This is a genomic window from Cellulosimicrobium sp. 4261 (assembly GCF_040546915.1).
Classification (GTDB): Bacteria; Actinomycetota; Actinomycetes; order Actinomycetales; family Cellulomonadaceae; genus Cellulosimicrobium; species Cellulosimicrobium cinnabarinum.
Genome location: NZ_JBEPOQ010000002.1, coordinates 395,618 through 417,309 on the forward strand (window position 1 = coordinate 395,618; position 21,692 = coordinate 417,309).

Annotated in this window: 19 protein-coding genes and 7 tRNA genes; 18 read left to right on the top strand and 8 right to left on the bottom strand. The window is 74.4% G+C overall.

Going from position 1 to position 21,692, the window contains the following annotated elements; all coding sequences use genetic code 11:
* Positions 1-3: 3 nt before the first annotated feature.
* On the bottom strand, positions 4-2,034 hold the full coding sequence (gene thrS, locus ABIE39_RS04100; RefSeq protein WP_186810408.1) for a threonine--tRNA ligase: 2,031 nt from the start codon (positions 2,032-2,034) through the stop codon (positions 4-6).
* 127 nt (positions 2,035-2,161) lie between these two features.
* A complete protein-coding gene (locus ABIE39_RS04105; RefSeq protein ID WP_175008612.1) occupies positions 2,162-2,377 on the bottom strand; it encodes a hypothetical protein in 216 nt (71 codons plus the stop codon).
* A 183-nt stretch (positions 2,378-2,560) separates the two neighbouring features.
* On the opposite strand from ABIE39_RS04105, the gene ABIE39_RS04110 reads away from it, so the two are divergent.
* The 3 genes from ABIE39_RS04110 to ABIE39_RS04120 are packed head-to-tail and all read left to right on the top strand — an operon-like array spanning position 2,561 to position 4,510.
* Positions 2,561-3,028 (top strand): XRE family transcriptional regulator, encoded by a 468-nt coding sequence (locus ABIE39_RS04110; RefSeq protein WP_175008613.1) that lies wholly within the window; start codon positions 2,561-2,563, stop codon positions 3,026-3,028.
* Positions 3,021-3,425 carry a hypothetical protein gene (locus ABIE39_RS04115; protein ID WP_074806166.1) on the top strand — a complete coding sequence of 135 codons (405 nt, stop codon included), beginning with the start codon at positions 3,021-3,023 and terminating at the stop codon, positions 3,423-3,425. Before ABIE39_RS04110 ends, ABIE39_RS04115 begins: the two co-directional genes overlap by 8 nt.
* Entirely contained in the window at positions 3,422-4,510 is a 1,089-nt protein-coding gene (locus ABIE39_RS04120) for a hypothetical protein (protein WP_354050557.1), read from the top strand. The genes ABIE39_RS04115 and ABIE39_RS04120 overlap by 4 nt, the downstream gene beginning before the upstream one ends.
* A gap of 985 nt (positions 4,511-5,495) precedes the next feature.
* Here ABIE39_RS04120 and ABIE39_RS04125 read toward each other — a convergent pair.
* The 3 genes from ABIE39_RS04125 to ABIE39_RS04135 form a co-directional block, all read right to left on the bottom strand.
* Positions 5,496-5,567, bottom strand: a tRNA-Val gene (locus ABIE39_RS04125).
* Between the two features lie 54 nt (positions 5,568-5,621).
* A complete protein-coding gene (locus tag ABIE39_RS04130; RefSeq protein WP_175008616.1) occupies positions 5,622-6,542 on the bottom strand; it encodes an aminotransferase class IV in 921 nt (306 codons plus the stop codon).
* Positions 6,539-7,648, bottom strand: coding sequence for a chorismate-binding protein (locus tag ABIE39_RS04135; protein WP_209829139.1), 1,110 nt, complete (start codon positions 7,646-7,648; stop codon positions 6,539-6,541). Before ABIE39_RS04135 ends, ABIE39_RS04130 begins: the two co-directional genes overlap by 4 nt.
* A 173-nt stretch (positions 7,649-7,821) precedes the next feature.
* Between ABIE39_RS04135 and ABIE39_RS04140 the strand changes: the two genes are divergently transcribed.
* The 9 genes from ABIE39_RS04140 (at position 7,822) to ABIE39_RS04180 (ending at position 10,230) form a co-directional block, all read left to right on the top strand.
* A tRNA-Gly gene (locus ABIE39_RS04140) sits at positions 7,822-7,894 on the top strand.
* A 48-nt stretch (positions 7,895-7,942) separates the two neighbouring features.
* Positions 7,943-8,013, top strand: a tRNA-Cys gene (locus ABIE39_RS04145).
* A gap of 21 nt (positions 8,014-8,034) precedes the next feature.
* A tRNA-Val gene (locus tag ABIE39_RS04150) sits at positions 8,035-8,106 on the top strand.
* Between the two features lie 159 nt (positions 8,107-8,265).
* Positions 8,266-8,338 (top strand) — tRNA-Gly (locus ABIE39_RS04155).
* 54 nt (positions 8,339-8,392) lie between these two features.
* A tRNA-Cys gene (locus ABIE39_RS04160) sits at positions 8,393-8,463 on the top strand.
* A 14-nt stretch (positions 8,464-8,477) separates the two neighbouring features.
* A tRNA-Val gene (locus ABIE39_RS04165) sits at positions 8,478-8,552 on the top strand.
* 51 nt (positions 8,553-8,603) lie between these two features.
* On the top strand, positions 8,604-9,488 hold the full coding sequence (locus tag ABIE39_RS04170) for a serine/threonine-protein kinase (RefSeq protein ID WP_114553557.1): 885 nt from the start codon (positions 8,604-8,606) through the stop codon (positions 9,486-9,488).
* Between the two features lie 47 nt (positions 9,489-9,535).
* Positions 9,536-9,859, top strand: coding sequence for a DUF2277 domain-containing protein (locus ABIE39_RS04175; RefSeq protein WP_175008618.1), 324 nt, complete (start codon positions 9,536-9,538; stop codon positions 9,857-9,859).
* 56 nt (positions 9,860-9,915) lie between these two features.
* Positions 9,916-10,230 (top strand): hypothetical protein, encoded by a 315-nt coding sequence (locus ABIE39_RS04180; RefSeq protein ID WP_354050560.1) that lies wholly within the window; start codon positions 9,916-9,918, stop codon positions 10,228-10,230.
* Positions 10,231-10,254: 24 nt separating this feature from the next.
* Here the strand turns inward: ABIE39_RS04180 and ABIE39_RS04185 are convergent, their stop codons facing one another.
* Positions 10,255-10,470 carry a hypothetical protein gene (locus ABIE39_RS04185; protein ID WP_074806138.1) on the bottom strand — a complete coding sequence of 72 codons (216 nt, stop codon included), beginning with the start codon at positions 10,468-10,470 and terminating at the stop codon, positions 10,255-10,257.
* A 215-nt stretch (positions 10,471-10,685) separates the two neighbouring features.
* Between ABIE39_RS04185 and glgX the strand changes: the two genes are divergently transcribed.
* The 4 genes from glgX to ABIE39_RS04205 are packed head-to-tail and all read left to right on the top strand — an operon-like array spanning position 10,686 to position 18,341.
* Positions 10,686-12,893 (top strand): glycogen debranching protein GlgX, encoded by a 2,208-nt coding sequence (glgX, locus tag ABIE39_RS04190; RefSeq protein ID WP_209829137.1) that lies wholly within the window; start codon positions 10,686-10,688, stop codon positions 12,891-12,893.
* The gene (gene treY / locus ABIE39_RS04195) at positions 12,890-15,544 is read left to right on the top strand and encodes a malto-oligosyltrehalose synthase (protein ID WP_209829136.1); all 2,655 of its coding nucleotides are present in this window, start codon (positions 12,890-12,892) and stop codon (positions 15,542-15,544) included. The genes glgX and treY overlap by 4 nt, the downstream gene beginning before the upstream one ends.
* Entirely contained in the window at positions 15,541-17,436 is a 1,896-nt protein-coding gene (treZ, locus tag ABIE39_RS04200) for a malto-oligosyltrehalose trehalohydrolase (protein ID WP_354050563.1), read from the top strand. Before treY ends, treZ begins: the two co-directional genes overlap by 4 nt.
* A 14-nt stretch (positions 17,437-17,450) precedes the next feature.
* Positions 17,451-18,341 (top strand): PPK2 family polyphosphate kinase, encoded by an 891-nt coding sequence (locus ABIE39_RS04205; RefSeq protein WP_175008622.1) that lies wholly within the window; start codon positions 17,451-17,453, stop codon positions 18,339-18,341.
* 3 nt (positions 18,342-18,344) lie between these two features.
* Here the strand turns inward: ABIE39_RS04205 and zapE are convergent, their stop codons facing one another.
* Positions 18,345-19,472, bottom strand: coding sequence for a cell division protein ZapE (gene zapE, locus ABIE39_RS04210; RefSeq protein ID WP_074806129.1), 1,128 nt, complete (start codon positions 19,470-19,472; stop codon positions 18,345-18,347).
* A 37-nt stretch (positions 19,473-19,509) separates the two neighbouring features.
* Here zapE and ABIE39_RS04215 point away from each other — a divergent pair, with 37 nt between their 5' ends.
* Positions 19,510-20,382 (top strand): dihydrofolate reductase family protein, encoded by an 873-nt coding sequence (locus ABIE39_RS04215; RefSeq protein ID WP_354050565.1) that lies wholly within the window; start codon positions 19,510-19,512, stop codon positions 20,380-20,382.
* Positions 20,383-20,387: 5 nt separating this feature from the next.
* Complete coding sequence (locus tag ABIE39_RS04220) at positions 20,388-20,873, top strand: putative universal stress family protein (protein ID WP_175008623.1); 486 nt, start codon at positions 20,388-20,390, stop codon at positions 20,871-20,873.
* A gap of 61 nt (positions 20,874-20,934) precedes the next feature.
* Here ABIE39_RS04220 and cuyB read toward each other — a convergent pair whose 3' ends face one another.
* The gene (gene cuyB, locus ABIE39_RS04225) at positions 20,935-21,675 is read right to left on the bottom strand and encodes a cysteate racemase (RefSeq protein WP_074806127.1); all 741 of its coding nucleotides are present in this window, start codon (positions 21,673-21,675) and stop codon (positions 20,935-20,937) included.
* Positions 21,676-21,692 lie beyond the last annotated feature (17 nt).

Sequence of the window (21,692 nt, forward strand, 5' to 3'; positions counted from 1 at the left end):
CCGTCAGACCTGGACGCGGTCGCGCACGGCGGAGACGATCCGCTCGACGGCCTCGGCCACGGGCACGCCGTTGTCCTGGCGGCCGTCCCGGTAGCGGAACGACACGGCGCCCGCCTCGGCGTCCTCGCCGCCCGCGATGAGGACGAAGGGCACCTTGCGCGTGCTCGCGTTGCGGATCTTCTTGCCGAACCGGTCGTCGGAGTAGTCGACCTCCGCGCGGATCCCCTGCGCCTTGAGCTGCGCGACGACGTCGGCCACGTAGTCGTTGAACGGCTCCGCGACGGGGACCGCGACGACCTGGACGGGCGCGAGCCACGCGGGGAACGCGCCTGCGTAGTGCTCGACGAGGATCCCGAAGAACCGCTCGATCGAGCCGAACAGCGCACGGTGGATCATCACGGGGCGCTGGCGCGTGCCGTCGGACGCCGTGTACTCGAGCTCGAACAGCTCCGGCTCGAAGAAGTCGAGCTGGATCGTCGAGAGCTGCCACGTGCGGCCGATCGCGTCCTTGGCCTGGACCGAGATCTTCGGTCCGTAGAACGCCGCACCGCCCGGGTCGGCGACGAGCTCGAGGCCCGACTCCGTCGCGACCTGACGCAGGACCTCGGTCGCCTCCTCCCACGTCGCGTCGTCGCCCACCGACTTCTCGGGGTCGCGCGTCGAGAGCTCGAGGTAGAAGTCGTCCAGCCCGTAGTCGCGCAGGAGGTCCAGCACGAACGAGAGCAGCGAGCTCAGCTCGCCGCGCATCTGCTCGCGCGTGGTGTAGATGTGCGCGTCGTCCTGGGTGAAGCCGCGGGCTCGCGTGAGCCCGTGCACGACGCCCGACTTCTCGTAGCGGTACACCGTGCCGAACTCGAACAGCCGCAGGGGCAGCTCACGGTACGACCGCCCGCGCGAGCGGTACACGAGGTTGTGCATCGGGCAGTTCATCGGCTTGAGGTAGTAGTCCTGGCCCGCGCGCTTGACGTTGCCGTCGTCGTCGAGCTCCTCGTCCAGGTGCATCGGCGGGTACATGCCGTCGGCGTACCAGTCGAGGTGGCGCGACGTCTGGAACAGGTTCGCCTTGGTGATGTGCGGCGTGCTGACGAACGAGTAGCCGGCCTCCACGTGCCGCTTGCGCGAGTACTCCTCCATCTCCATGCGGATCGTCGCGCCGTTGGGGTGGAACACCGGCAGGCCCGAGCCGATCTCCTCCGGGAAGGAGAACAGGTCGAGCTCGTTGCCGAGCCGGCGGTGGTCGCGCCGCTCCGCCTCCGCGAGCCGCTCGAGGTACGCCTTGAGCTCGTCCTTCGTCGGCCACGCCGTGCCGTAGATGCGCTGGAGCTGCGGGTTCTTCTCGCTGCCGCGCCAGTACGCCGCGGCCGAGCGCATGAGCTGGTAGCCGTTGCCGATCAGGCGCGTGCTCGGCAGGTGCGGGCCGCGGCACAGGTCCTTCCAGACCACCGTCTCGCTCTCGCGCCCGGCGCCGCGCACGTTGTCGTAGATCGTCAGCTCGCCGCCACCGACCTCGACGCTCGCGCCCTCGGTGTCGTCCGTGGTGCCGGAGCCCTTGAGCCCGATGAGCTCGAGCTTGTACGGCTCGTGCGCGAGCTCGGCGCGCGCCTCGTCCTCGGTGACCACGCGGCGACGGAAGGTCTGGCCCTCCCGGACGATGCGCGACATCGCCTTGTCGAGCGCCTTGAGGTCCTCGGGGGTGAACGGCGTCTCGACGTCGAAGTCGTAGTAGAACCCGTCCGTGATCGGCGGGCCGATGCCCAGCTTCGCGTCCGGGTTGACCTGCTGGACGGCCTGCGCGAGCACGTGCGCGGCCGAGTGCCGCAGCACGGCGAGGCCGTCGGGCGAGTCGATCGTCACGCCCTCGACCACGTCGCCGTCCGCGACCGGCGTGTCGAGGTCCTTGAGCTCCCCGTTCACCCGGATGACGACGACGTCGCGACGCGACGCGAACAGGTCCGTGCCCGTCGTGCCCGTCGTCACCGTGGTCTCCTCCGCGTCGAGGGTGATGGTGAGTGGTGACGAGACGACGTCAGACACGTCCGTGCTCCGATCTGTGGCGGGAGGCGCGCGCGGCGCCCGGTCAGGTCCCCCGGTGCCGGGGCGTCCCCGACAGCACGAAGGGCGCCGTCGTGGACGGCGCCCCTCGATCGTACCGACCCGCAGGTCAGTCGTTGGCCTTCTTCGCCCTCTCGGCCAGGGTGTCGACGTGCCGGTCGACGGAGTCCGGGGCCACGGACTTGATCTTCCCCGCGACCTCGTCGATGCGCTCATCGGTCATGAGCTCCTTGGCCTTGTCGATGCGCTCGTCGGTCATGAACTCCTTGGCCTTGCCGAGAAGGTCGCCGAGGCCGCCCCGGTCCTTCGGTGTCTGCTCGCTCATACCGGCTCCCTCGGGGGGTCGTGGTGCGCGCGTCCCGCACCGGGCGGGGCTCGTCCCGCGCCCGCACGGAACGCTACCCGGCCGCACCACGCCGCGCGACGCGGGCACGGGCGGGGGCCCCGCCCGCGAGACCCGCCGACCCGGGCCGGCGCACGCGCGGTCCGAGCCTGCCAGAATCAGCCCATGGACGACGACGTGGCACCCGGGGAGCGCACCGCACGCGTCTTCCGGCACCGGCTCAACGAGCTCTTCGCGCGCGGCCGCGGCGGGCGTCCCGTGACCAACAGGGAGGCCGCCCACTGGATGACGGCGCGCGGCTACTCCATCAACGAGGCGTACCTCAGCGCTCTGCGCGGCGGGCACCGCTCGTCGCCCAGCCTGCGCGTCGTCGAGGGCATCGCCGCGTTCTTCGGGGTGAGCACGGGGAGCCTCGTCGACCCCGAGGAGAGCCCCGACGACCGGCTGCGCGCCGCGCTCGCCGACGAGGGCGTGGAGCAGTTCGCGCTGCGCGCCCAGGGCCTGTCGCCCGAGAACGTCCGCGCCATCATCGAGATCGTCGACCGCGTCCGGAGCCTCGAGCACCTCCCTCCCGTGGCACCCCGCGGCACCCCGCACGGGCACCCTCCTGCCCCGGAGGCCGACCGTGGATGACCTCCTGCGCGCCGCGGGGCTCGATCGCGCCCGCAGCATCGACGAGGCGTGCCGCCTCGTCGCCGCGACCCGCGGCAAGCCCCTCGAGGTCGTCGAGGGCGACCTCGGCCCCGGCGTCACCGGCCTCTGGCTCGCGTTCCCCGAGCGCGACCTCGTCCTCGTCGACGCCCGCCAGACGCTCCCCGGCCCCCACCGCGACCACGTCGTCGCGCACGAGCTCGTGCACGTCCTGGACTCGACGCGCCCCGGCCCGGCCCCGTCCGCCGCCGGGTGCCGCGACGAGCACGACGACCCTGCCGAGCAGCGCGTCGAGCGGCTCGCGAGCGAGCTGATGATCTCCATCGCGTCGCACGGGAGCTCCGCCGCACGCCTGACGTCCCTCGAGCTCTACCGATGAGCCCCGTGCTCGACCTCGTCGCCACCGCGCTGTTCGCCACCGCCGCCACGTGGACGGCGCTGCGCGCCCGCACGGGCGCCGACACGGCGCTCCCCCTCGGCCTCGCCTTCGTCGCCGTGGCGTCCGCGCTCCGGGTCCCCGCCGTCGCCGAGCTCCTCAAGACGCACGCCCCCGGCGGCACCCACGAGGTCGCCAAGCACGTGGCGCTCGTCGCCGGCTGCCTGTTCGTCGGCGTGTGGGCGTACAGCACGACGACCGGCCACGCCCCGCGGACGCGGTACGTGGCGCTCGCGGCCGGGCTCGTCGGCGCGGCGATGATCGCGCTCGCGGTCGCGAGCGGGCCGTGGACGACCCTCGACCTCGACGCCCAGACCTCCGACCGACCGCTCATGTGGGTCTACCGCGCGCTGTACTACGGCACGTTCGTGGCGGCGACCGCGACGTTCGCCGTGTCGTGCGTCCGCACCCGCTCGCGCCGCCCCGTGCGGCTGCGGTGGGGCATGGACGTCGCGGCGGCGGGCGCGCTCGTCGCCGTCGTGTGGGCCGTCGTCAGCTTCGTGGCGCTGCTGCTGCACGAGCCCGGCAGCGCCGAGCCGTACCTCGTCCTCGGCGTGCGCACCCGGTACCTCGTGCTCGCGGCGAGCGTGCTGCTGACGGTCGGCATCGTGGGCCAGCTCGCGTCGTCCGCGGCGTACGCCCGCGAGCGCCGGCGGGATCTCGAGCACCTGCACGCATTCGTGGTGGCGACCGTCGGCGACGGCGGCCTGCCCGGATCGAGCGCGGCGGTGGACGAGTACCACCGCACCATCGAGATCTTCGACGGCCTCGCCGCGCTCGCGCTGCACTCGCGCCGGGACGACGTGGACCACGTGCGCGTCGCGGTCCCCGGCAGCCCGCGGGAGGTGATCCTCGCCTACCAGCTCCAGGTCGCGGCGACGCGGCGGGCCCGGGGCGACGCCCCGAGCGTCGACCCTGACGACTGGTCGGACCTGCTCGCGGACGACGACGCGCTGCGCCGGCTGGGGCGCGCGCTGCGCGACCGGACGAGCGCGGCGGAGACGACCCGCGTCCTCGCGGGCGTCTGACCCCCCGCCGCCGGTGCCCGACGCCAAGCTCCCCCTGCGCGCTTGGCCCCGCGCCGGGCCCCGGCCGGCGCGGCTCAACCTACAGACAGACGCCGGGAGAAGCAACGTGCCTGACAGTTGAAGACTCAACGGTCCCGGAGCGCGCGGAGCGGACGTCTCGCGATGGCGGTCGCTCGCGGCGGCATCTCCGGAGCGACGATGCCAGGCCCGTGTCGACGGCGACCGGCGGCCCCTCCGTGCCCCCTGCGCACGGAGGAGGAGCGAACGTCCGCACGGCCTCCTGAGGACCGCGAGAACGACCACCGGGGCCGTCGCGTCAACGCTGCGGCGGGTGCGCTCGGCGCGATACCGAGCACGTTCTCCGGTCTTGCGAGCACTGTGCACGGCGTCGGGGCACCGCGCAGACTGGACGCCTGTCCAGGACCTGTCGTGCGGCGCTCTCTTTCCGGGCACGGAGGCGTCTCCGGGATCGCTTCGTCCCGTTTCGTCACGGACGAGCAGCCCTGAGCAGCAGTTCTCGCCGGTCCCGGCAGCCTCAGATTTCACCCGCTCGACGCGTCGCCGCCGAAGCGCTGGGAACCGCGCCCGCGGAAGTCGATGTGCTCCAGCGCCGCGACGATGCGCTCGGCCGCACACCCGTCGCCCTGGAGATCGCGTGCCTGGACAGCGCGCGGTGGCCTCGGGGCGGGTGAACAGCCGGGTGACGGAGTCGACGAGCGAGGTCGCGCGCCGGGGGCTCGACCCGGACCAGGCGGTCGTCGGGCTGATGGACGCGGCCGGACGGCTCTCCCCCGGCACCCTGCGGACATCGGCACGCGAGCAGGGACCGGGCGCCGTCGAGCAGGCGTCGGGGCGGCGACCGCACCGGGTGCCCCCGCGGAACTCCGGGCCGACTGGGCGTCACCGAGGCGGATCCCCGAGTCGTCGCCGCACCAGAGACACGAAAGAGGCCGCCTCCGCGGGTGCGGGGACGGCCTCTGCTCGGTGGGCGATACTGGGTTCGAACCAGTGACCTCTTCGGTGTGAACGAAGCGCGCTACCACTGCGCCAATCGCCCGAGTGCGTGGTCGATACTAGCCTGAAACGGACCGGATCGAAAAACCGGCCGCCGTCACGGGTCGAGACGCTCGCCACGACGCCGCTCGAACAGGTCCCGCGCCGCCACGGAGAGCTCCCCCGCGGCCACCTCCGCGCCGTCGAGCCAGGTCACCGGCTGGACGTTGCGCACGGAGCCGGTGAGCAGCAGCGCCGACTCCCCCGCGGTCACCTCGTCGAGCACGGTGAACGGGAGCTCGCCGGGGCGCGCCTCGCGCGCGGGCAGACCGTCCTCCGCTGCCCACTCGAGGAGCAGCTCGCGCGTGATGCCCGCGAGGCAGCCCGAGGACAGCGGCGGGGTGACGAGCTCGCCCCCGCGCTCGACGAAGACGTTCGCCCCCGTGCCCTCGCACAGGTCGCCGGCCGTGTTCGCGAGGAGCGCCTCGTCGCCGCCCTTGCCCACGGCGTCGGCGAGCGCCACGACGTTCTCCGCGTACGACGTCGTCTTGAGCCCCGCGACGGCGGAGCGCTCGTTCCGGGTCCAGGGCGACCGCACCGCGCGGCCGGCGGGGTGGATGACCGCGGGACCGACCGCGACGACGACGGTCTGCTCGCCGGGGGTGCGCCCGGACCCGAGCGGGCCGACGCCGGCCGTCACCGTGATGCGCAGCCGGCCCACCGGCCCGGCACCGGCGCGCGTGCGCGCGTCCGCCTCGGCGAGCACGGCCTCGACGCCGTCGAGCACGCGTCGCTCGTCCGGCGCGTCCAGGCCGAGCCCGGCGGCGGACCGCGCGAGCCGGCGCAGGTGGCGCGTGAGCGCGAAGGCGCGGCCGTCGAACACGGCGCACGTCTCGAACACGCCGTCGCCGACCGTCACGCCGTGGTCGACCGCGCTGAGCGCGACCTCGCCGGGTGCCACGAGGCGCCCGTCGGCCCAGATCACGAGGTTCTCGGTGGGGCTCGCGGACGTCGGTGTCGTGGCGGCAGGGGTGCTCATGGCTCCAGTGTGCCCGAGGCGAGGCCGACGAGGCGGTGCGCCTTGAGCTCCGTCTCCTCCCACTCGCGCGCGGGGTCGCTCCCCCAGGTGATCCCGGCGCCGGTGCCGAAGCGCAGGACGCCGGCGGTCCACCAGAACGTCCGGATCCCGACGGCGAGCACGGCCTCGTCCCCGTCGACCCAGCCGATCGCGCCGCAGTAGGGCCCGCGCGGCACGGGTTCCAGCGCGTCGATGATCCGCAGCGCGGACGACTTGGGCGCCCCGGACACGGACGCCGGGGGGAAGGTGGCCTCGAGCAGCGCGGGCCACAGCGCGGCGGACCCCGCGAGACCGGCGCGCAGGCGTCCCGTCACGGTGCTCACGAGGTGGGCGAGGCCGGGGTGCTGCTCGACCGCGAGCAGGTCGGTGACCTCGACGGTCCCCGGGTCGCACACGCGCTGGAGGTCGTTGCGCACGAGGTCGGTGATCATCACGTTCTCGGCCCGGTCCTTGGCCGTGAGCCCCCCGGGCGTCGGGGCGGTGCCCTTGATGGGCCCGGACGCCACCGCGCCCTCCGCGACCCGGAGGTACAGCTCGGGCGACGCGCTGACGACCCACACCGGGTCGACGCCGGACGCCGCCGGCACGTGCAGGACGCCCCCGTAGGGAGCGGGGTTGCCCCGGGCGAGACGACGCGCCAGGGCCAGGGCGTCGGGCTCGCCGCCGTCCGGCCCGACGAGCGGAGCGGCCAGCACGCGGCAGACGTTCGCCTGGTAGACCTCGCCCTCCCGGACCTCGTCGCGCACGCGCGCGACGGCGGCCTCGTAGCCGGCCCGGTCCAGCGAGCTGCACCACGCGGACGGATCGGGCCCGTGCCACGTGTCGAGCTCTGCTCCCGCGTGTGTGGCGGCGTCGAGGTCCGACGGGTCGAGCCGCTCGGCGAACCGCCACGCGCGCGCCCTGCCGCCCCGGCCGGGGCCGTCGAAGTCGGCGACCACGAACCACGGCCCGTCGTCGGCCAGCCGCTCCGGCTCGCACCGGAGGTCGACCGACTCCAGCACGCCGGTCGCGGCACGCCCGGCGAAGCGAGCGAGCCCTGGCGCGGGCGTTCTCCCAGGTCCTGGCACGGGACCACGCTACCCAGGGCGCACCCTCCGCCCGGACCCCGACCGCCGAGCAGCGGCTGGAGGCTCGGTGGAGCCGGTTGGACGCCGGACGCGAACGTGGACTAATGTCTGGGACGCGCCGGAACGCCGGAGGGCCGGGGGAAACGCTCCCCGAAGCTCCAGGGTCCGGCCGCGCGGATGTGGCTCAGTTGGTAGAGCATCACCTTGCCAAGGTGAGGGTCGCGGGTTCGAGTCCCGTCATCCGCTCGGAGGCCCACCCTCCTGCCGCCCTCGTGGTGGCGGAGGGCAGGTCGCGGTGGAGTGGCCGAGAGGCGAGGCAGCGGCCTGCAAAGCCGTATACGTGGGTTCGAATCCCATCTCCACCTCGCAACAGCACCACCCCTCTGGGGCGATTGGCGCAGCGGTAGCGCGCTTCCCTGACACGGAAGAGGTCACTGGTTCGATCCCAGTATCGCCCACGAGCACGACGAGAGAGGCCGCCCCGGCACCGTCCGGAGCGGCCTCTCTCGCGCCGACCATCACCTGGACCGGATGCACGGGTCCGGGCGGAAGTCGGCTAGTATGTGCTTCGCGCCGATCACCACGGGGCTCGTGAGAGTTCTCGACGGATCGGCCGCGCGGATGTGGCTCAGTTGGTAGAGCATCACCTTGCCAAGGTGAGGGTCGCGGGTTCGAGTCCCGTCATCCGCTCGGAGGCCCACTCTCTGGCCTGCTCCCCCGGGAGCATGAGAGGACGCGTCTCAAGGTGGAGTGGCCGAGAGGCGAGGCAGCGGCCTGCAAAGCCGTATACGTGGGTTCGAATCCCATCTCCACCTCGTATGCAGCACCCGGGCGATTGGCGCAGCGGTAGCGCGCTTCCCTGACACGGAAGAGGTCACTGGTTCGATCCCAGTATCGCCCACCATGAGAAGGCCGTCCCGGCGCCGGGGCGGCCTTCGTCGTCTACTCTCGGCGCATGCCCGACCAGCGCCCCGCCCACGACGTCCTGCCGCTCGGCGCGGCCCCGCGTCCCACGACCGCACCCGAGCTGCTCGCGCGCCTGCGGCCTGCCGTCCTCGGCACGCTGGGCCCCGAGGTCGAGGGCGCGACGGCCGTCCGGCTCGACGCCGAGCTCGACGGCCCCGACGTCGCCCGCCTCGACGTCGACGTCACGGGCGTCCGGGTCCGCGTCGGGGCGGACCGCCCGGCGTCCTCGGCCGGGGGCAGCGCCTCCCCGACGGTCGACGTCGAGCACGTCCGCTCGCGCGAGGACGCGGTGGTGCGACGGCTCCGGGTGGACGCGCACCCGCTCCTCGTGGACGACGTCCCGGTGGACGTCACGGCCGAGGTCGACGGGCTGCGCTTCCGCTGGGTCGAGGGCGCCGACGGCTCGCTCGCCGTCGAGGGCGTGGAGCCCGACGACTCCGCACCCCTGGGAGGGCACGTCCGCGTCTCGGCCCCGCGCGAGGCGGTCCTCGCGACCGCGCGGAGGATCGTCGCCACCGAGCTGCAGAACATCGGCCTCACGCTGGCCTCGCTCGACGTCGACCTCGTCGCGACGGGCCCGCGCACGGTGTCGCTCCAGGCGTTCGCCCGCGTGCGCAAGGGGCTGCTCTCGGCGAGCGTGCGCGCGACCGGGACCGCCGAGGTCGACGCGCGCATGGTGCTCACCGTCCGCGACCTCGAGCTGTCGAGCCGCAACCCCGTCGTCGCGGCGCTGCTCGTGGTGGCGCGCGGCGAGCTGGCGAAGGTGGAGGGGCGCCACGTCGACCTCGCGGCCGACCTGCCGCCGGGGGTGCGCGTGGCGGACGTGCGGGTCGAGGTGGGCGAGGACCTCGCGGTGACCGCCCGTCTCGCCTGACCCCGGTCGCCCTTGTGGCGCTCCTCACACGCACGTAGCGTCGAGGGATGTGCCGGAACATCACGACCCTGCGCGGCCTCGAGCCGCCCGCGACCGATGAGGAGATCGAGGCGGCCGCGCGCCAGTTCGTCCGGAAGGTCACGGGCATCCAGCGCACGAGCGCCGCGACCGAGGAGCCGTTCGAGCGCGCGGTCGACGAGGTGACGGCGGTCGTCGCGCGCCTGCTCGGCGAGCTGCCCGAGCGCCGCAACCCGCCGACGACGGTCCCGCCTCTGCGTCGCGAGGAGGTCCGTGCGCGCATCGCCGCGCGCGAGGCGGCCGAGCGCGAGCACGAGCGGGCGCACGCGCTGGGGATCGCGCACACGCACTGAGGCGCCCCGCCACGGCGGGTGCGGCAAGGACCCGGCGGCGTCTAGGCTCGGAACCCGTGACCGACGCACCCTCCTCGCCCCCGCCCCAGGCCCCCCGGCCCGAGCCCGTGAGCGCGAGCATGCGCCGGGCCAAGGCGGACGCGCGGTCGGCGCACGTGACGATCGGGCAGGTCCGCGAGGACGCGGGCGGGCGCGTGACCATCGACTGCTCGTGCGGCATGCCGCTCACCAACGGTCCCGACTGGACCGTCGACGAGCACATCCGCCTGCACCGGGCGGAGGCGCGCTACCTCGCCCTCAGCGCCGTCGCCCCCGCGGGGATGCCGCGGCTCATCGCGGTCGACGCCGACCGCCTGCCGCGCGTCGACTGACGCGCCCGCCGTCGTGACGACGAGCTAGAGCTCGTCGGGGTCGTCCCAGGACGTACCCGAGGACGCGCCGTCGATGGGCCGACGCTCGTTCTCCGAGAGCGACTGCGGCGCCTTCGTCGCGTCTCCGCCGGTGAGCACGTCGCCCGACGCCTCCCCCTCGTCCTCGCGGCGCGGGGAGAGCCGGGCGGACGCGATGTCGGACTGGTTGAGGTCGTCGCGGTGGTGTGCGTGGGTGCTCATGGCACGGGTCTACCAGGTCCGGTCTCACGATGCACGGCCGTCCGCCTCCGCGCTGGTCGGTGCGTCGTCCGCCGGCGGCGACCACCGACACGACCGCCGCTTGGCACACTATTACTGGCGGTGCGGGCGGCCCGAGAACCCGGCCGAGATCGATCGCGTCACCGAGGGGTCTCCTGCGACGACAGCGAACAGGACCCCGTGACATCCTCAGGGGCATGCAGACCTGGCCAGGCCACCCCTACCCCCTCGGTGCCACGTACGACGGCACGGGGACCAACTTCGCGCTGTTCTCCGAGATCGCGGAGCGCGTCGAGCTCTGCCTCTTCGACGACGACGGCAACGAGACCCGCGTCGACGTCGAGGAGATCGACGCGCACGTCTGGCACGTCTACCTCCCCGGCAAGGGCCCCGGCACGCGGTACGGCTACCGCGTGCACGGCCCCTACGACCCCGCGAACGGCCACCGCTGCAACCCGGCGAAGCTCCTGCTCGACCCGTACGCGAAGGCGATCGAGGGACAGATCGACGGCGACGAGTCGCTGTTCTCGTACCGGTTCGCCGACGCGGACGAGGCCGCGCAGGCCGACGAGCCCGCCGAGGGCGAGGACGACGACGCGCCCCCGCCGGCTCCCCCGCTCAACGACGACGACTCGGCCGGGCACACGATGATGTCCGTCGTCATCAACCCGTTCTTCGACTGGGGCCACGACCGCCCGCCGAACCGGGACTACCACGACAGCGTCGTCTACGAGGCGCACGTCAAGGGCATGACGATGCTCCACCCGGACGTCCCGGACGAGCTGCGCGGCACCTACGCGGGCATGGCGCACCCGGCCGTCATCGAGCACCTCGTGACGCTGGGCGTCACCGCGGTCGAGCTCATGCCCGTGCACCAGTTCGTCAACGACCCCACGCTCGTCGAGAAGGGGCTGTCGAACTACTGGGGCTACAACACCATCGGGTTCTTCGCGCCCCACAACGGGTACGCGGCCTACGGGACGCGCGGGCAGCAGGTCATGGAGTTCAAGACCATGGTCAAGGCGCTGCACGAGGCGGGCATCGAGGTCATCCTCGACGTGGTCTACAACCACACCGCCGAGGGCAACCACCTCGGACCGACGCTGAGCTTCCGCGGCATCGACAACAAGGCCTACTACCGGCTCGTGGACGGCGACGAGGCGCACTACTTCGACACGACCGGCACGGGCAACTCGCTGCTCATGCGCTCGCCGCACGTGCTCCAGCTCATCATGGACTCGCTGCGCTACTGGGTCACCGAGATGCACGTCGACGGCTTCCGCTTCGACCTCGCGGCCACGCTCGCGCGCCAGTTCCACGAGGTCGACCGCCTCTCGGCGTTCTTCGACATCGTGCAGCAGGACCCGGTCATCTCCCAGGTCAAGCTCATCGCCGAGCCGTGGGACCTCGGCGACGGCGGCTACCAGGTGGGCGGCTTCCCGCCCCTGTGGACGGAGTGGAACGGGCGCTACCGCGACACGGTGCGCGACTTCTGGCGCGGCGAGCCCTCGACGCTGCCCGAGTTCGCGAGCCGGCTCACGGGCTCGTCCGACCTCTACGAGCACGGCGGGCGCAAGCCCATCGCGTCGATCAACTTCGTCACCGCGCACGACGGCTTCACGCTCGACGACCTCGTGTCGTACAACGAGAAGCACAACGAGGCGAACGGCGAGGACAACAACGACGGCGAGAGCCACAACCGGTCCTGGAACTGCGGGGTCGAGGGCCCGACGGACGACCCCGACGTGCGGGCGCTGCGCGCTCGCCAGCGGCGGAACTTCCTCGCCACGCTGCTGCTCTCGCAGGGCGTGCCCATGCTCGCGCACGGCGACGAGATCGCCCGCACGCAGCGCGGCAACAACAACGGCTACTGCCAGGACAACGAGATCACCTGGATGGACTGGGGCGGCGAGGAGGGCCTCGACGACGAGCGGGCCGCGCTCCTCGACTTCGCGCGCCGCGTCGTCTGGCTGCGCCGCGACCACCCGGTGCTGCACCGTCGGCGGTTCTTCGTGGGCCGGCAGGACGGCGCGGAGCCGGGCACGCCCGAGGGTCCCGACGACCTGCCGGACATCGAGTGGCTCGACATCACCGGCTCGCGCATGGACCAGCAGGACTGGGACCACGCCTACGCCCGCACCGTCATGGTGTTCCTCAACGGCGACGCGATCCCCGAGCAGGACCGCCGGGGCGAGCCCATCGTCGACGACTCGTTCCTGCTGCTGCTCAACGCGCACTCCGACGCGCTGGACTTCACGGTGCCGCCGGCGGCGTACGGGCAGAGCTGGGACGTCGTGCTGGACACCGACGGCACGGTCGACGTCGGCGAGGTGCTGCAGCCCGGGGAGACCGTGTCCGTGACGGGCCGCAGCGTCGTCGTCCTGACCCGCCCGCCGCTGCGATGACCGCCGTCTCCCCCGGCGGCACGCCCGGCGCGCCGCCGCGCGTCCCGGTCTCGACGTACCGGCTGCAGCTCGGCCCCGACCTCACGTTCGACGACGCCGCGCGCCAGGTGCCGTACCTCGCGACGCTCGGCGTGACGCACCTCTACCTCTCGCCCGTGCTCCAGGCGGCGCCCGGGTCGACCCACGGGTACGACGTCGTCGACCACGCGCGGATCAGCGCCGAGCTCGGCGGGCGCGAGGGCCTCGGACGGCTCGCGGCGGCGGCCCGCGGCGCGGGCCTGGGGATGGTGCTCGACGTCGTCCCGAACCACATGGCGGTCCCCACGCCCGCGTGGCACAACCGCGCGCTGTGGTCCGTGCTCGAGGACGGCTCCGCCTCGCCGTACGCCCGGTGGTTCGACGTCGACTGGTCCGCGGGCGAGGGCGCGGTCCTCATGCCCGTCCTCGGCGCGCGCCTCGGCGACGTGCTCGCGGCGGGCGAGATCGTGCTGGACGAGGTCGAGGTCCCGGGCACCCCCGGCCCCCGGCGCGTCCTGCGCTACTACGACCACGTGTTCCCCGTCCGCGCCGGGACCGAGGACCTCCCGCTCGCGGAGCTCGTCGAGCGCCAGCACTACCGCCTGGCCTACTGGCGCGTGGGCGACGAGGAGCTCAACTACCGCCGCTTCTTCGACGTCGGTTCGCTCGTCGCGGTCCGGGTCGAGGACGAGGAGGTGTTCGACGCGACGCACGCGCTCGTGCTCGACCTCGTCACGTCCGGGGTCGTCGACGGCCTGCGCATCGACCACCCCGACGGTCTCGCGGACCCGGCGCAGTACCTGCAGCGCCTCGCGGACCGCACCGACGGCGCGTGGGTCGTCGTCGAGAAGATCCTCGCGGGCGAGGAGCAGGTGCCGCCCGACTGGGCGACCGTGGGGACGACGGGCTACGACGTCGCGTGGCGGTTGCAGCAGCTCTTCGTCGACCCGGGCGGCCGGTCGGGCCTCGACGCCGTGATGACGCGCCTCACGGGCGCGGCACCGGGCGGTCTCGGTGCGCTCGTCGAGGAGGCGAAGCGCGAGGTCGTCGCCGGGCCCCTCTACGCGGAGGTGCACCGGCTCACGGACCTGGCGGCCGCCGTCTGCCACGACGACCCGCGCCTGCGCGACCACACGTGGCGCGGCCTGCACCAGTGCCTGCGCGAGCTGCTCGTCGCGTTCGACCGCTACCGAGCGTACGTGGTGCCGGGCACCCCGCCGCGGCACGAGGCGGTCCGGGCCGTCGAGGAGGCGGCCGAGCGCGCCCGCGCACGGCTCGACCCGCAGCGCGCGGAGACGCTCGCCGTCGTCGTGGACCTCGTGCTCGGCCGCGAGGTCGGGAGCGCGGGACGGCGGCGCGAGGCGCGCCGCGACGAGCTCGTCGTGCGCTTCCAGCAGGTGTGCGGCGCCGTGACGGCGAAGGGCGTCGAGGACACGGCGTTCTACCGCTGGACCGAGCTCGTGAGCCTGTGCGAGGTCGGGGGCGAGCCGGACCGGTTCAGCCTCGGCGTGCACGACTGGCACGCGTTCGCGCAGCGGTTCGCCGCCCTCACCCCGCACGCCCTCACGGCGGGGTCGACGCACGACACCAAGCGTGGCGAGGACACGCGTGCGGCCCTCGGCGTGCTGTCCGAGGACGCGGGCGCGTGGTCGCGTCTCGTGGAGGAGGTGCGCGCGGCGACCGCCCCCTACCGCGGTGTCCTCGTCGACGGTCTCGCCGAGAACCTGCTGTGGCAGACCGTCGCCGGGACGTGGCTCCCCGACGTGGTCACGTCGGACGACGCGCCCGCCGGCACGTCGGACGCCGCGATCGCGCCCGACCGGCTCGTCGACTACCTGCGCAAGGCGCTGCGCGAGGCGAAGGTCGCGACGTCGTGGACGAGCCCCGACGAGGCGTACGAGGAGGCCGTCGCCGAGCTCGCGCGGCGCGCGCTCGCCGACCCGGCCGTCACCGGGGCGTTCGCCCGGTGGGCGCGCGAGCACCGCGAGGAGCTGCGCGCCGCGAGCCTCGGGATCACGCTCACGCGGCTCACGGCCCCGGGCGTCGCGGACGTCTACCAGGGCGCCGAGTCGTACGCGCCCACGCTCGTCGACCCGGACAACCGCCGCCCCGTGGACGTCGACGACCTCACCGAGCGCCTCGCGCGGCTCGACGGCGGAGCGCCCCCACGGACGCTCGCCGACGAGAAGCTGCTCGTCACGGCACGCGCCCTGCGCGTGCGCCGGGCCCTCGCCGCCGCGTTCGTCGGCACCGGGGCCGGGTACGCGCCCGTCGCGTCGTCGACGCCGTGCGCGCTCGCGTTCGCGCGCACCGCACCGGTCGGTACCTCCGCCGGTGGGGCCGCGCCCGACCAAGCGTCCGGTGGCGAGCGCACGGACGAGGCGGCCGTCGCGCACGTCGTCACGGTGGCGACCCGGCTCGCCGGGACGGTCGACCGCCTCGGCAGGTGGCGCGACCACGTCGTCGCGCTCCCCGCGGGCACGGGCACGTGGGTCGACGTGCTCACCGGGCGCGAGCACCCGGCCGGGACCGTCCGGGTCGCGGACCTGCTCGCCGACCTGCCGGTCGCGCTCCTCGTCGCGCCGGGCTCCCCCGCGAGCACCGCCGCGACGGGCGAGGGCGGCGCGCCATGACGGCAGGCACCCCCGTCCCGCCCCCGCGCGTCCCCGCACCGCAGGCGACACCTCTGCTCGCCGTGCCGGGGCCCCGGCCGATCGTGTGGGCGCCGACGGCGCGCAGCGTCGAGCTGCTCCTGCCGGAGCAGGGCGCGGGCACGTTCGACGGCGCCGAGCGCCTCCCGCTGCGCCTCGTGGGGGCGCACGTGCCGGGCTGGTGGGGCTACGACCACGAGCTGCCGTGGGGCACGGACTACGGGTACTCGGTCGACGGGGGCCCGGGCCGTCCGGACCCGCGCAGCCCGTGGCAGCCGTACGGCGTGCACGGCCCGAGCCGCACGTTCGACCCGGCGTTCGCGTGGACGGACGCCGCGTGGTCCGGGCGCGACGTGCGCGGCGAGGTGCTCTACGAGCTCCACGTCGGGACGTTCACGCCGCAGGGCACGCTCGACGCGGCGATCGACCGGCTCGACCACCTGGTCGAGCTGGGCGTCGGTGCGGTCGAGCTCCTGCCGGTCGCGGCGTTCGGCGGCGAGCGGGGCTGGGGCTACGACGGCGTGCACCTGTACGCCGTGCACGAGCCGTACGGCGGCCCGCGCGCGCTCCAGCGGTTCGTGGACGCCGCGCACGCCCGGGGGCTCGCGGTGGTGCTCGACGTCGTCTACAACCACCTCGGCCCGTCGGGGAACTACCTGCCGGAGTTCGGCCCGTACTTCACGGACGCGCACACGACCCCGTGGGGCTCGGCCGTGAACCTCGACCGCCCGGGCAGCCGGGAGGTGCGCGAGTGGGTGATCGACAACGCCGAGCGCTGGTTCGTCGAGTTCCACGTGGACGCGCTGCGGCTCGACGCGGTGCACGCGCTCGTCGACGACTCCCCCACGCACCTCCTCGCGGAGCTCGCGCGGCGGGTGGAGCGCGTGGAGCAGGAGCTCGGGCGGCCGCTGACGCTCGTCGCCGAGTCGGACGAGAACGACCCGGCGACCGTGACGGGCGTGGAGCAGGGCGGGCGCGGGATGCGCGCCCAGTGGGCGGACGACGTCCACCACGCCGTGCACGCGCTGCTGACCGGGGAGCGGCAGGGCTACTACGTCGACTTCGGGTCGGTCGCGGTGCTGCGCAAGGCGCTCACGGGCGTGTTCGTGCACGACGGCACGTACTCGACGTTCCGGGGACGCGACTGGGGGCAGCCGGTCCCGGCCGGGACCGACGGCCACGCGTTCGTCGTGAGCTCGCAGAACCACGACCAGGTGGGCAACCGCGCGCAGGGCGACCGGACGTCGGCCACGCTCGACGGCGGCGGCCTCGCGACGGCCGCGGCGCTCGTGCTCGTGTCGCCGTTCACGCCGTTGCTGTTCATGGGCGAGGAGTGGGGCGCGTCGTCCCCGTGGCAGTTCTTCACGGACCACGCCGAGCCGGAGCTCGCGGAGGCGGTCCGCGCGGGCCGCGCGGCCGAGTTCGCCGACCACGGGTGGGGCGGCGGCGACCCCGTGCCCGACCCGCAGGCGCGCTCGACGCGGGACGCGAGCGTGCTCGACTGGTCCGAGCGGGAGCGGGGCGAGCACGCCCGGCTGCTCGCCTGGTACCGGGACCTCGTGACCCTGCGGTCACGGCCCGACGTGCGCTCGGGCGACCTCTCGCTCGTGCGCGTCCACGGGCCGGGCGGCGCGGACGACGACGCGTCGGGCGAGGAGCCGACGACGGGCGCCGCCCCGCACGGCGGGCCCGCGTTCGTCGTGGACCGACGCACCGTCGCGGTCGCGGTGAACCTCGGGGACTCCTCGCGGCGGCTGCGGCTCGCCCTCGGCGGCACGCCGCGCGTGCTCGCCGCCTGGGACCCGGCGACGCGGGCGGGCCGGCACCACGTCGACCTGCCCGCGCGTTCGGTCGCCGTGCTGTCGCGGGTGTGACTACGCTCGCGCCCATGGCGACGACGACGAAGACGAAGGCCGCGCGCGACCGGGGCGCCGAGAGCGCCTGGGAGGTGCCGCCGGCGCAGGCGCTCCGGGTGCCGGAGGGCTTCGACCTCGCGACGTTCGACCGCGCGTCGACGCCGGGGTTCACCGGCGACAAGGACGCCGGGAAGGCCCTCGTGGCACAGCACGCGGACGAGCTGTCCGAGCTGCAGGAGCGCCTGTTCGCCGAGGGCCGATCGGGCGGGTCGCGGTCGGTGCTCCTCGTGCTGCAGGGCATGGACACGGCGGGCAAGGGCGGGATCGTGCGGCACGTCGTCGGGCTCGTCGACCCGCAGGGTGTCGCGCACCGCTCGTTCGGGGTGCCGACGCCCGAAGAGCGGCGGCACGACTTCCTGTGGCGGATCCGGCGCGCCCTGCCGGAGCCCGGGTACATCGGCGTCTTCGACCGGTCGCACTACGAGGACGTGCTCGTCGCGCGCGTCGACGCGCTCGTGCCGCCCGAGGTCTGGGAGGCGCGCTACGACGAGATCAACCGCTTCGAGGCCGAGGTCGCCGCGGCGGGCACGACGATCGTCAAGGTCGCGCTGCTCGTCTCCTACGAGGAGCAGCGCGCGCGGCTCATGGAACGGCTCGAGCGCCCGGACAAGTTCTGGAAGTACAACCCGAACGACGTCGACTCGCGCCAGAAGTGGCCCGCCTACCAGGAGGCGTACCAGGCCGTCCTCGACCGGACGAGCACCGACGTCGCGCCGTGGCACGTGGTCCCGGCCGACCGGAAGTGGTTCGCGCGCCTCGCGGTGAGCGAGCTCCTGCTCGACGCGCTGCGCGGCCTCGACCTCGGGTGGCCCCCGGCCGACTTCGACGTCGCGGTCGAGAAGGCGCGCCTCGCGGCGACGTGACGCTCAGGCCGCGCCGCGCGCGACAGTGCGGCCGTCCTCCGCGAGCGCGCCGAGCCGCGACAGCGCGCGGTAGTACTTCTTGCGGTACCCGCCGCGCAGCATCTCCTCGGTGAACAGGCTCCGCTCCCCCGTGTACGCGCCGGTCCCGGCGAGGAGCACGGGCACGTCGCGGTCGTAGAGGCGGTCGACGAGCACGACGAGGCGCAGCGCCGCGGACTGCTCGGTGACGGGGTGCACGCCCGTGAGCGCGACGACCTCGACGCCGTCGAGCAGCGCCCGGTACCGGCTGGGGTGGACCTGCGACAGGTGCGCGAGCAGGTCGTCGAACGCGTCGAGGGTCGCGCCGGGCCGGCCCGTGACGGCCGTCCGCACGTCGGCCTCGGGCAGCGGCGCGGAGTCCGTGACGACCGCACGGTGCCGGTAGTCCTCGCCGTCGACGCGCAGCACCTCGAACCGGGCCGCGAGCGCCTGGATCTCGCGCAGGAAGTCCTCGGCGGCGAAGCGGCCCTCGCCGAGCGCCTCGGGGAGCGTGTTCGACGTCGCGGCCAGCGCGACGCCACGGTCCGCGAGCTCGCGCAGGAGCCGGGACATGAGGACGGTGTCACCCGGGTCGTCGAGCTCGAACTCGTCGATGCACACGAGCTTCTTCGTGGCGAGCGCGTCCACGGTCGCCCGGAAGCCGAGCGCGCCGACGAGGTTCGTGTACTCGACGAACGTGCCGTACGCGCTGACGTCGAGTCCCACCGCGTGCGCGAGGGAGGTGAGCAGGTGGGTCTTGCCGACGCCGAACCCGCCGTCCATGTACACCGCGGGCGCGGTCTGCTTCCGGGCGCCGAACAGGCCCTTGCGCGCGGGCTTCACGACGGCGGCCGCGACCTCCTCGAGCCGCGCGACGGTGCGCGCCTGGCTCGGGTAGGCGGGGTTGGCGCGGTAGGTCGAGAAGCGCGCGTCGGCGAAGTGCCGCGGGGGCACGAGGTCGGCGAGGAGCCGGGCCGGGGGCACGGAGGGCCGGACGTCGGCGAGGGCACGGACGGGCCCGGGCCGGCCGGGGGTCGGCGAGGAGGCCGACGCGCGGGCGGTGCCGGGGAGGGCTGCCGGGGCCGAGGAACCACCGGAGGCGGGCGCAGTCACGAGGATCCAGCCTACGCCTGCGGCTAGCCTGGCCGCTGTGACCTCGACCACCACCCCGCCCGAGGGGCCGGGTCCGCCCGTCGCCGGGCGCACCGACCTCCCCGCGCTCGACGTGCTCCTGCCCGCTGCGGAGCACCTCCCGCCCGACCCGCGCGAGGACCGGCTCGCCGCGCTCTACGCCTACGGGACCCCGGTCCGCGGGGCGAGCGTCGTCCGGGCGAACTTGGTCGCGAGCGTCGACGGCGCGGCGTGGGGTCCCGACGAGCGGTCGGGGTCGATCAACGACGACGCGGACTGGCGCGTGTTCCGGGTCCTGCGGGCGCTGGCGGACGTGGTGCTCGTCGGGGCGGGCACCGCGCGCGCGGAGGCGTACACGCCGCTCGACCGGCCCCGCGGGCTGCGGCACCTGCACGACGCCCCGCTCGAGCTCGCCGTCGTCAGCCGGAGCGGCCGCGTGCCCCCGACGCTCACCGGGACGGACCGCCCGCCGTTCGTGCTGACCGGTCCCGCCGGGGCGGCCACGGCCCGGGGGGACGTGCCCGCGGACCGGGTGCTCGTCGTCGGGCAGGACGCGGCCGACGACACGCGCGAGCCGGGCGACGCGCTCGACCTCGCCGCAGGACTCGCCGCGCTCGCCGGGCGCGGCCTGACGCGCGTCCTCGCCGAGGGTGGCCCGTCGCTGCTGGCGGACCTCCTCGCCGCGGACCTCGTCGACGAGCTGTGCGTCACGACCACCCCGACCCTCGTGGGGCCCGGCCCGACCCGGATCGTCGCCGGTGCCGCGAGACCGGCGGCGACGACGGCGCTCCCCCGTGGGGCGCGCCTCGGGCACCTGCTGTACGCCCCCGAGGACCGGCCCGGGTCGCCCGCCGGTACGACCGCCGCGCGCTGGCTCCTCCCGCTAGGCTGACCCGCGTGACCGACACGATCCTCGTCCTGACCGAAGACACGCTCAACCCGGCCGACGTGCAGCACATCCTGTCGCTGCACCAGGACGAGCAGCTCGCCTACCGGGTGCTGGTCCCGGCGGACACCGAGCGCAACGTCATCTCGGGGATCATCGACCACCTCAGCGTGGGCGAGCTCAAGGAGGCGTGGGACGAGGTCCTGGGCCGCGAGCCCTCGCCCACGACGGCCAAGGCGGAGGCGAGCGAGCAGCTCGAGCGCAGCGTGGCCGAGCTCCGCGCGGCGGGCCGCGAGGCAGACGGCGTGGTCGTCGACGACGACCCGCTGCCGGCGCTGCGCACGGCCGTCGCCTCCGGCGGGGCGCGCGAGATCGTCGTCGTGACCTACCCGCACGCGGTCGAGGACACGTTCCACACCGACTGGGCCTCCCGCGCGCGCGAGGAGCTGCACGTCCCCGTGCTGCACCTCTACTCGGGCACGAGCGAGCTGGGCTGACCCGCCGCTCGTCGGGCCGACGAGCGCACCGGCCGGCCCGGCGGTCGTCGGAGCCGCGGGGTCATGCCCCGCGGACGCGGTGCCCGGCGCGGCGGATCGTCGCGCGGGCGAGCTGGTCGGTCGAGTCCAGGTAGAGCGGGTCGGCGAGCAGGTCGTGGTCGACGGCGACCACGGACAGCTCCGTGCAGCCCAGCACGATCACCTGGGCCCCGCGCTCGACGAGCCGGCCCGCGACGGCACGGAACGTCTCGATGTCGACGGGCCGCCCCGCCTTCACCTGCTCGTAGATGATCTGCGAGACGAGCGCCTGGTCGGCGTCGTCGGGCACGAGCGCCTCGACGCCGTGGCGTGCGAACGCGTCCTGGTACACGCCCGACGCCGCGGTCCCCGCCGTGGCGAGCAGGCCGACCGCGCGCAGGTCGTCGACCCGCGCCCGTGCCGCGTCGACCGTCGTGTCGATGATGGACACGAACGGGACGCTGATCGCGTCGAGCACCTGCTGCGTGAAGTAGTGCGCGGTGTTGCACGGCATGACGAGGAAGTCCGCGCCGAAGCGCTCGAGCCGCTCCGCGTCCCGCGCGAGCACCGGGCCGGGGTCGGCGTCGGACCGCCCGAGGATGAAGTCCGTGCGGTCGGGGATCGTCGCGTGGTTGAGCACGACGGCGTCGACGTGGTCCTGGTCGCGCTCGGCCTCCGTGAGCGCGACGAGGAGCTGGAGGAAGTAGGCCGTGGCGAGCGGCCCGACACCCCCGAGCACTCCGACGAGGGGCTGGGCGTGGTCCTGGTCCGGTCGCGACGTCACCCGTGGATCCTACGGCT

Bases quoted from the DNA above. Each gene is read 5' to 3' on its own strand.
- ABIE39_RS04105 (WP_175008612.1), bottom strand. From the start codon at position 2,377: ATGAGCGAGCAGACACCGAAGGACCGGGGCGGCCTCGGCGACCTTCTC.
- ABIE39_RS04110 (WP_175008613.1), top strand. From the start codon at position 2,561: ATGGACGACGACGTGGCACCCGGGGAGCGCACCGCACGCGTCTTCCGG.
- ABIE39_RS04120 (WP_354050557.1), top strand. From the start codon at position 3,422: ATGAGCCCCGTGCTCGACCTCGTCGCCACCGCGCTGTTCGCCACCGCC.
- ABIE39_RS04130 (WP_175008616.1), bottom strand. From the start codon at position 6,542: ATGAGCACCCCTGCCGCCACGACACCGACGTCCGCGAGCCCCACCGAG.
- ABIE39_RS04170 (WP_114553557.1), top strand. From the start codon at position 8,604: ATGCCCGACCAGCGCCCCGCCCACGACGTCCTGCCGCTCGGCGCGGCC.
- ABIE39_RS04175 (WP_175008618.1), top strand. From the start codon at position 9,536: ATGTGCCGGAACATCACGACCCTGCGCGGCCTCGAGCCGCCCGCGACC.
- ABIE39_RS04185 (WP_074806138.1), bottom strand. From the start codon at position 10,470: ATGAGCACCCACGCACACCACCGCGACGACCTCAACCAGTCCGACATC.
- glgX (WP_209829137.1), top strand. From the start codon at position 10,686: ATGCAGACCTGGCCAGGCCACCCCTACCCCCTCGGTGCCACGTACGAC.
- treY (WP_209829136.1), top strand. From the start codon at position 12,890: ATGACCGCCGTCTCCCCCGGCGGCACGCCCGGCGCGCCGCCGCGCGTC.
- treZ (WP_354050563.1), top strand. From the start codon at position 15,541: ATGACGGCAGGCACCCCCGTCCCGCCCCCGCGCGTCCCCGCACCGCAG.
- ABIE39_RS04205 (WP_175008622.1), top strand. From the start codon at position 17,451: ATGGCGACGACGACGAAGACGAAGGCCGCGCGCGACCGGGGCGCCGAG.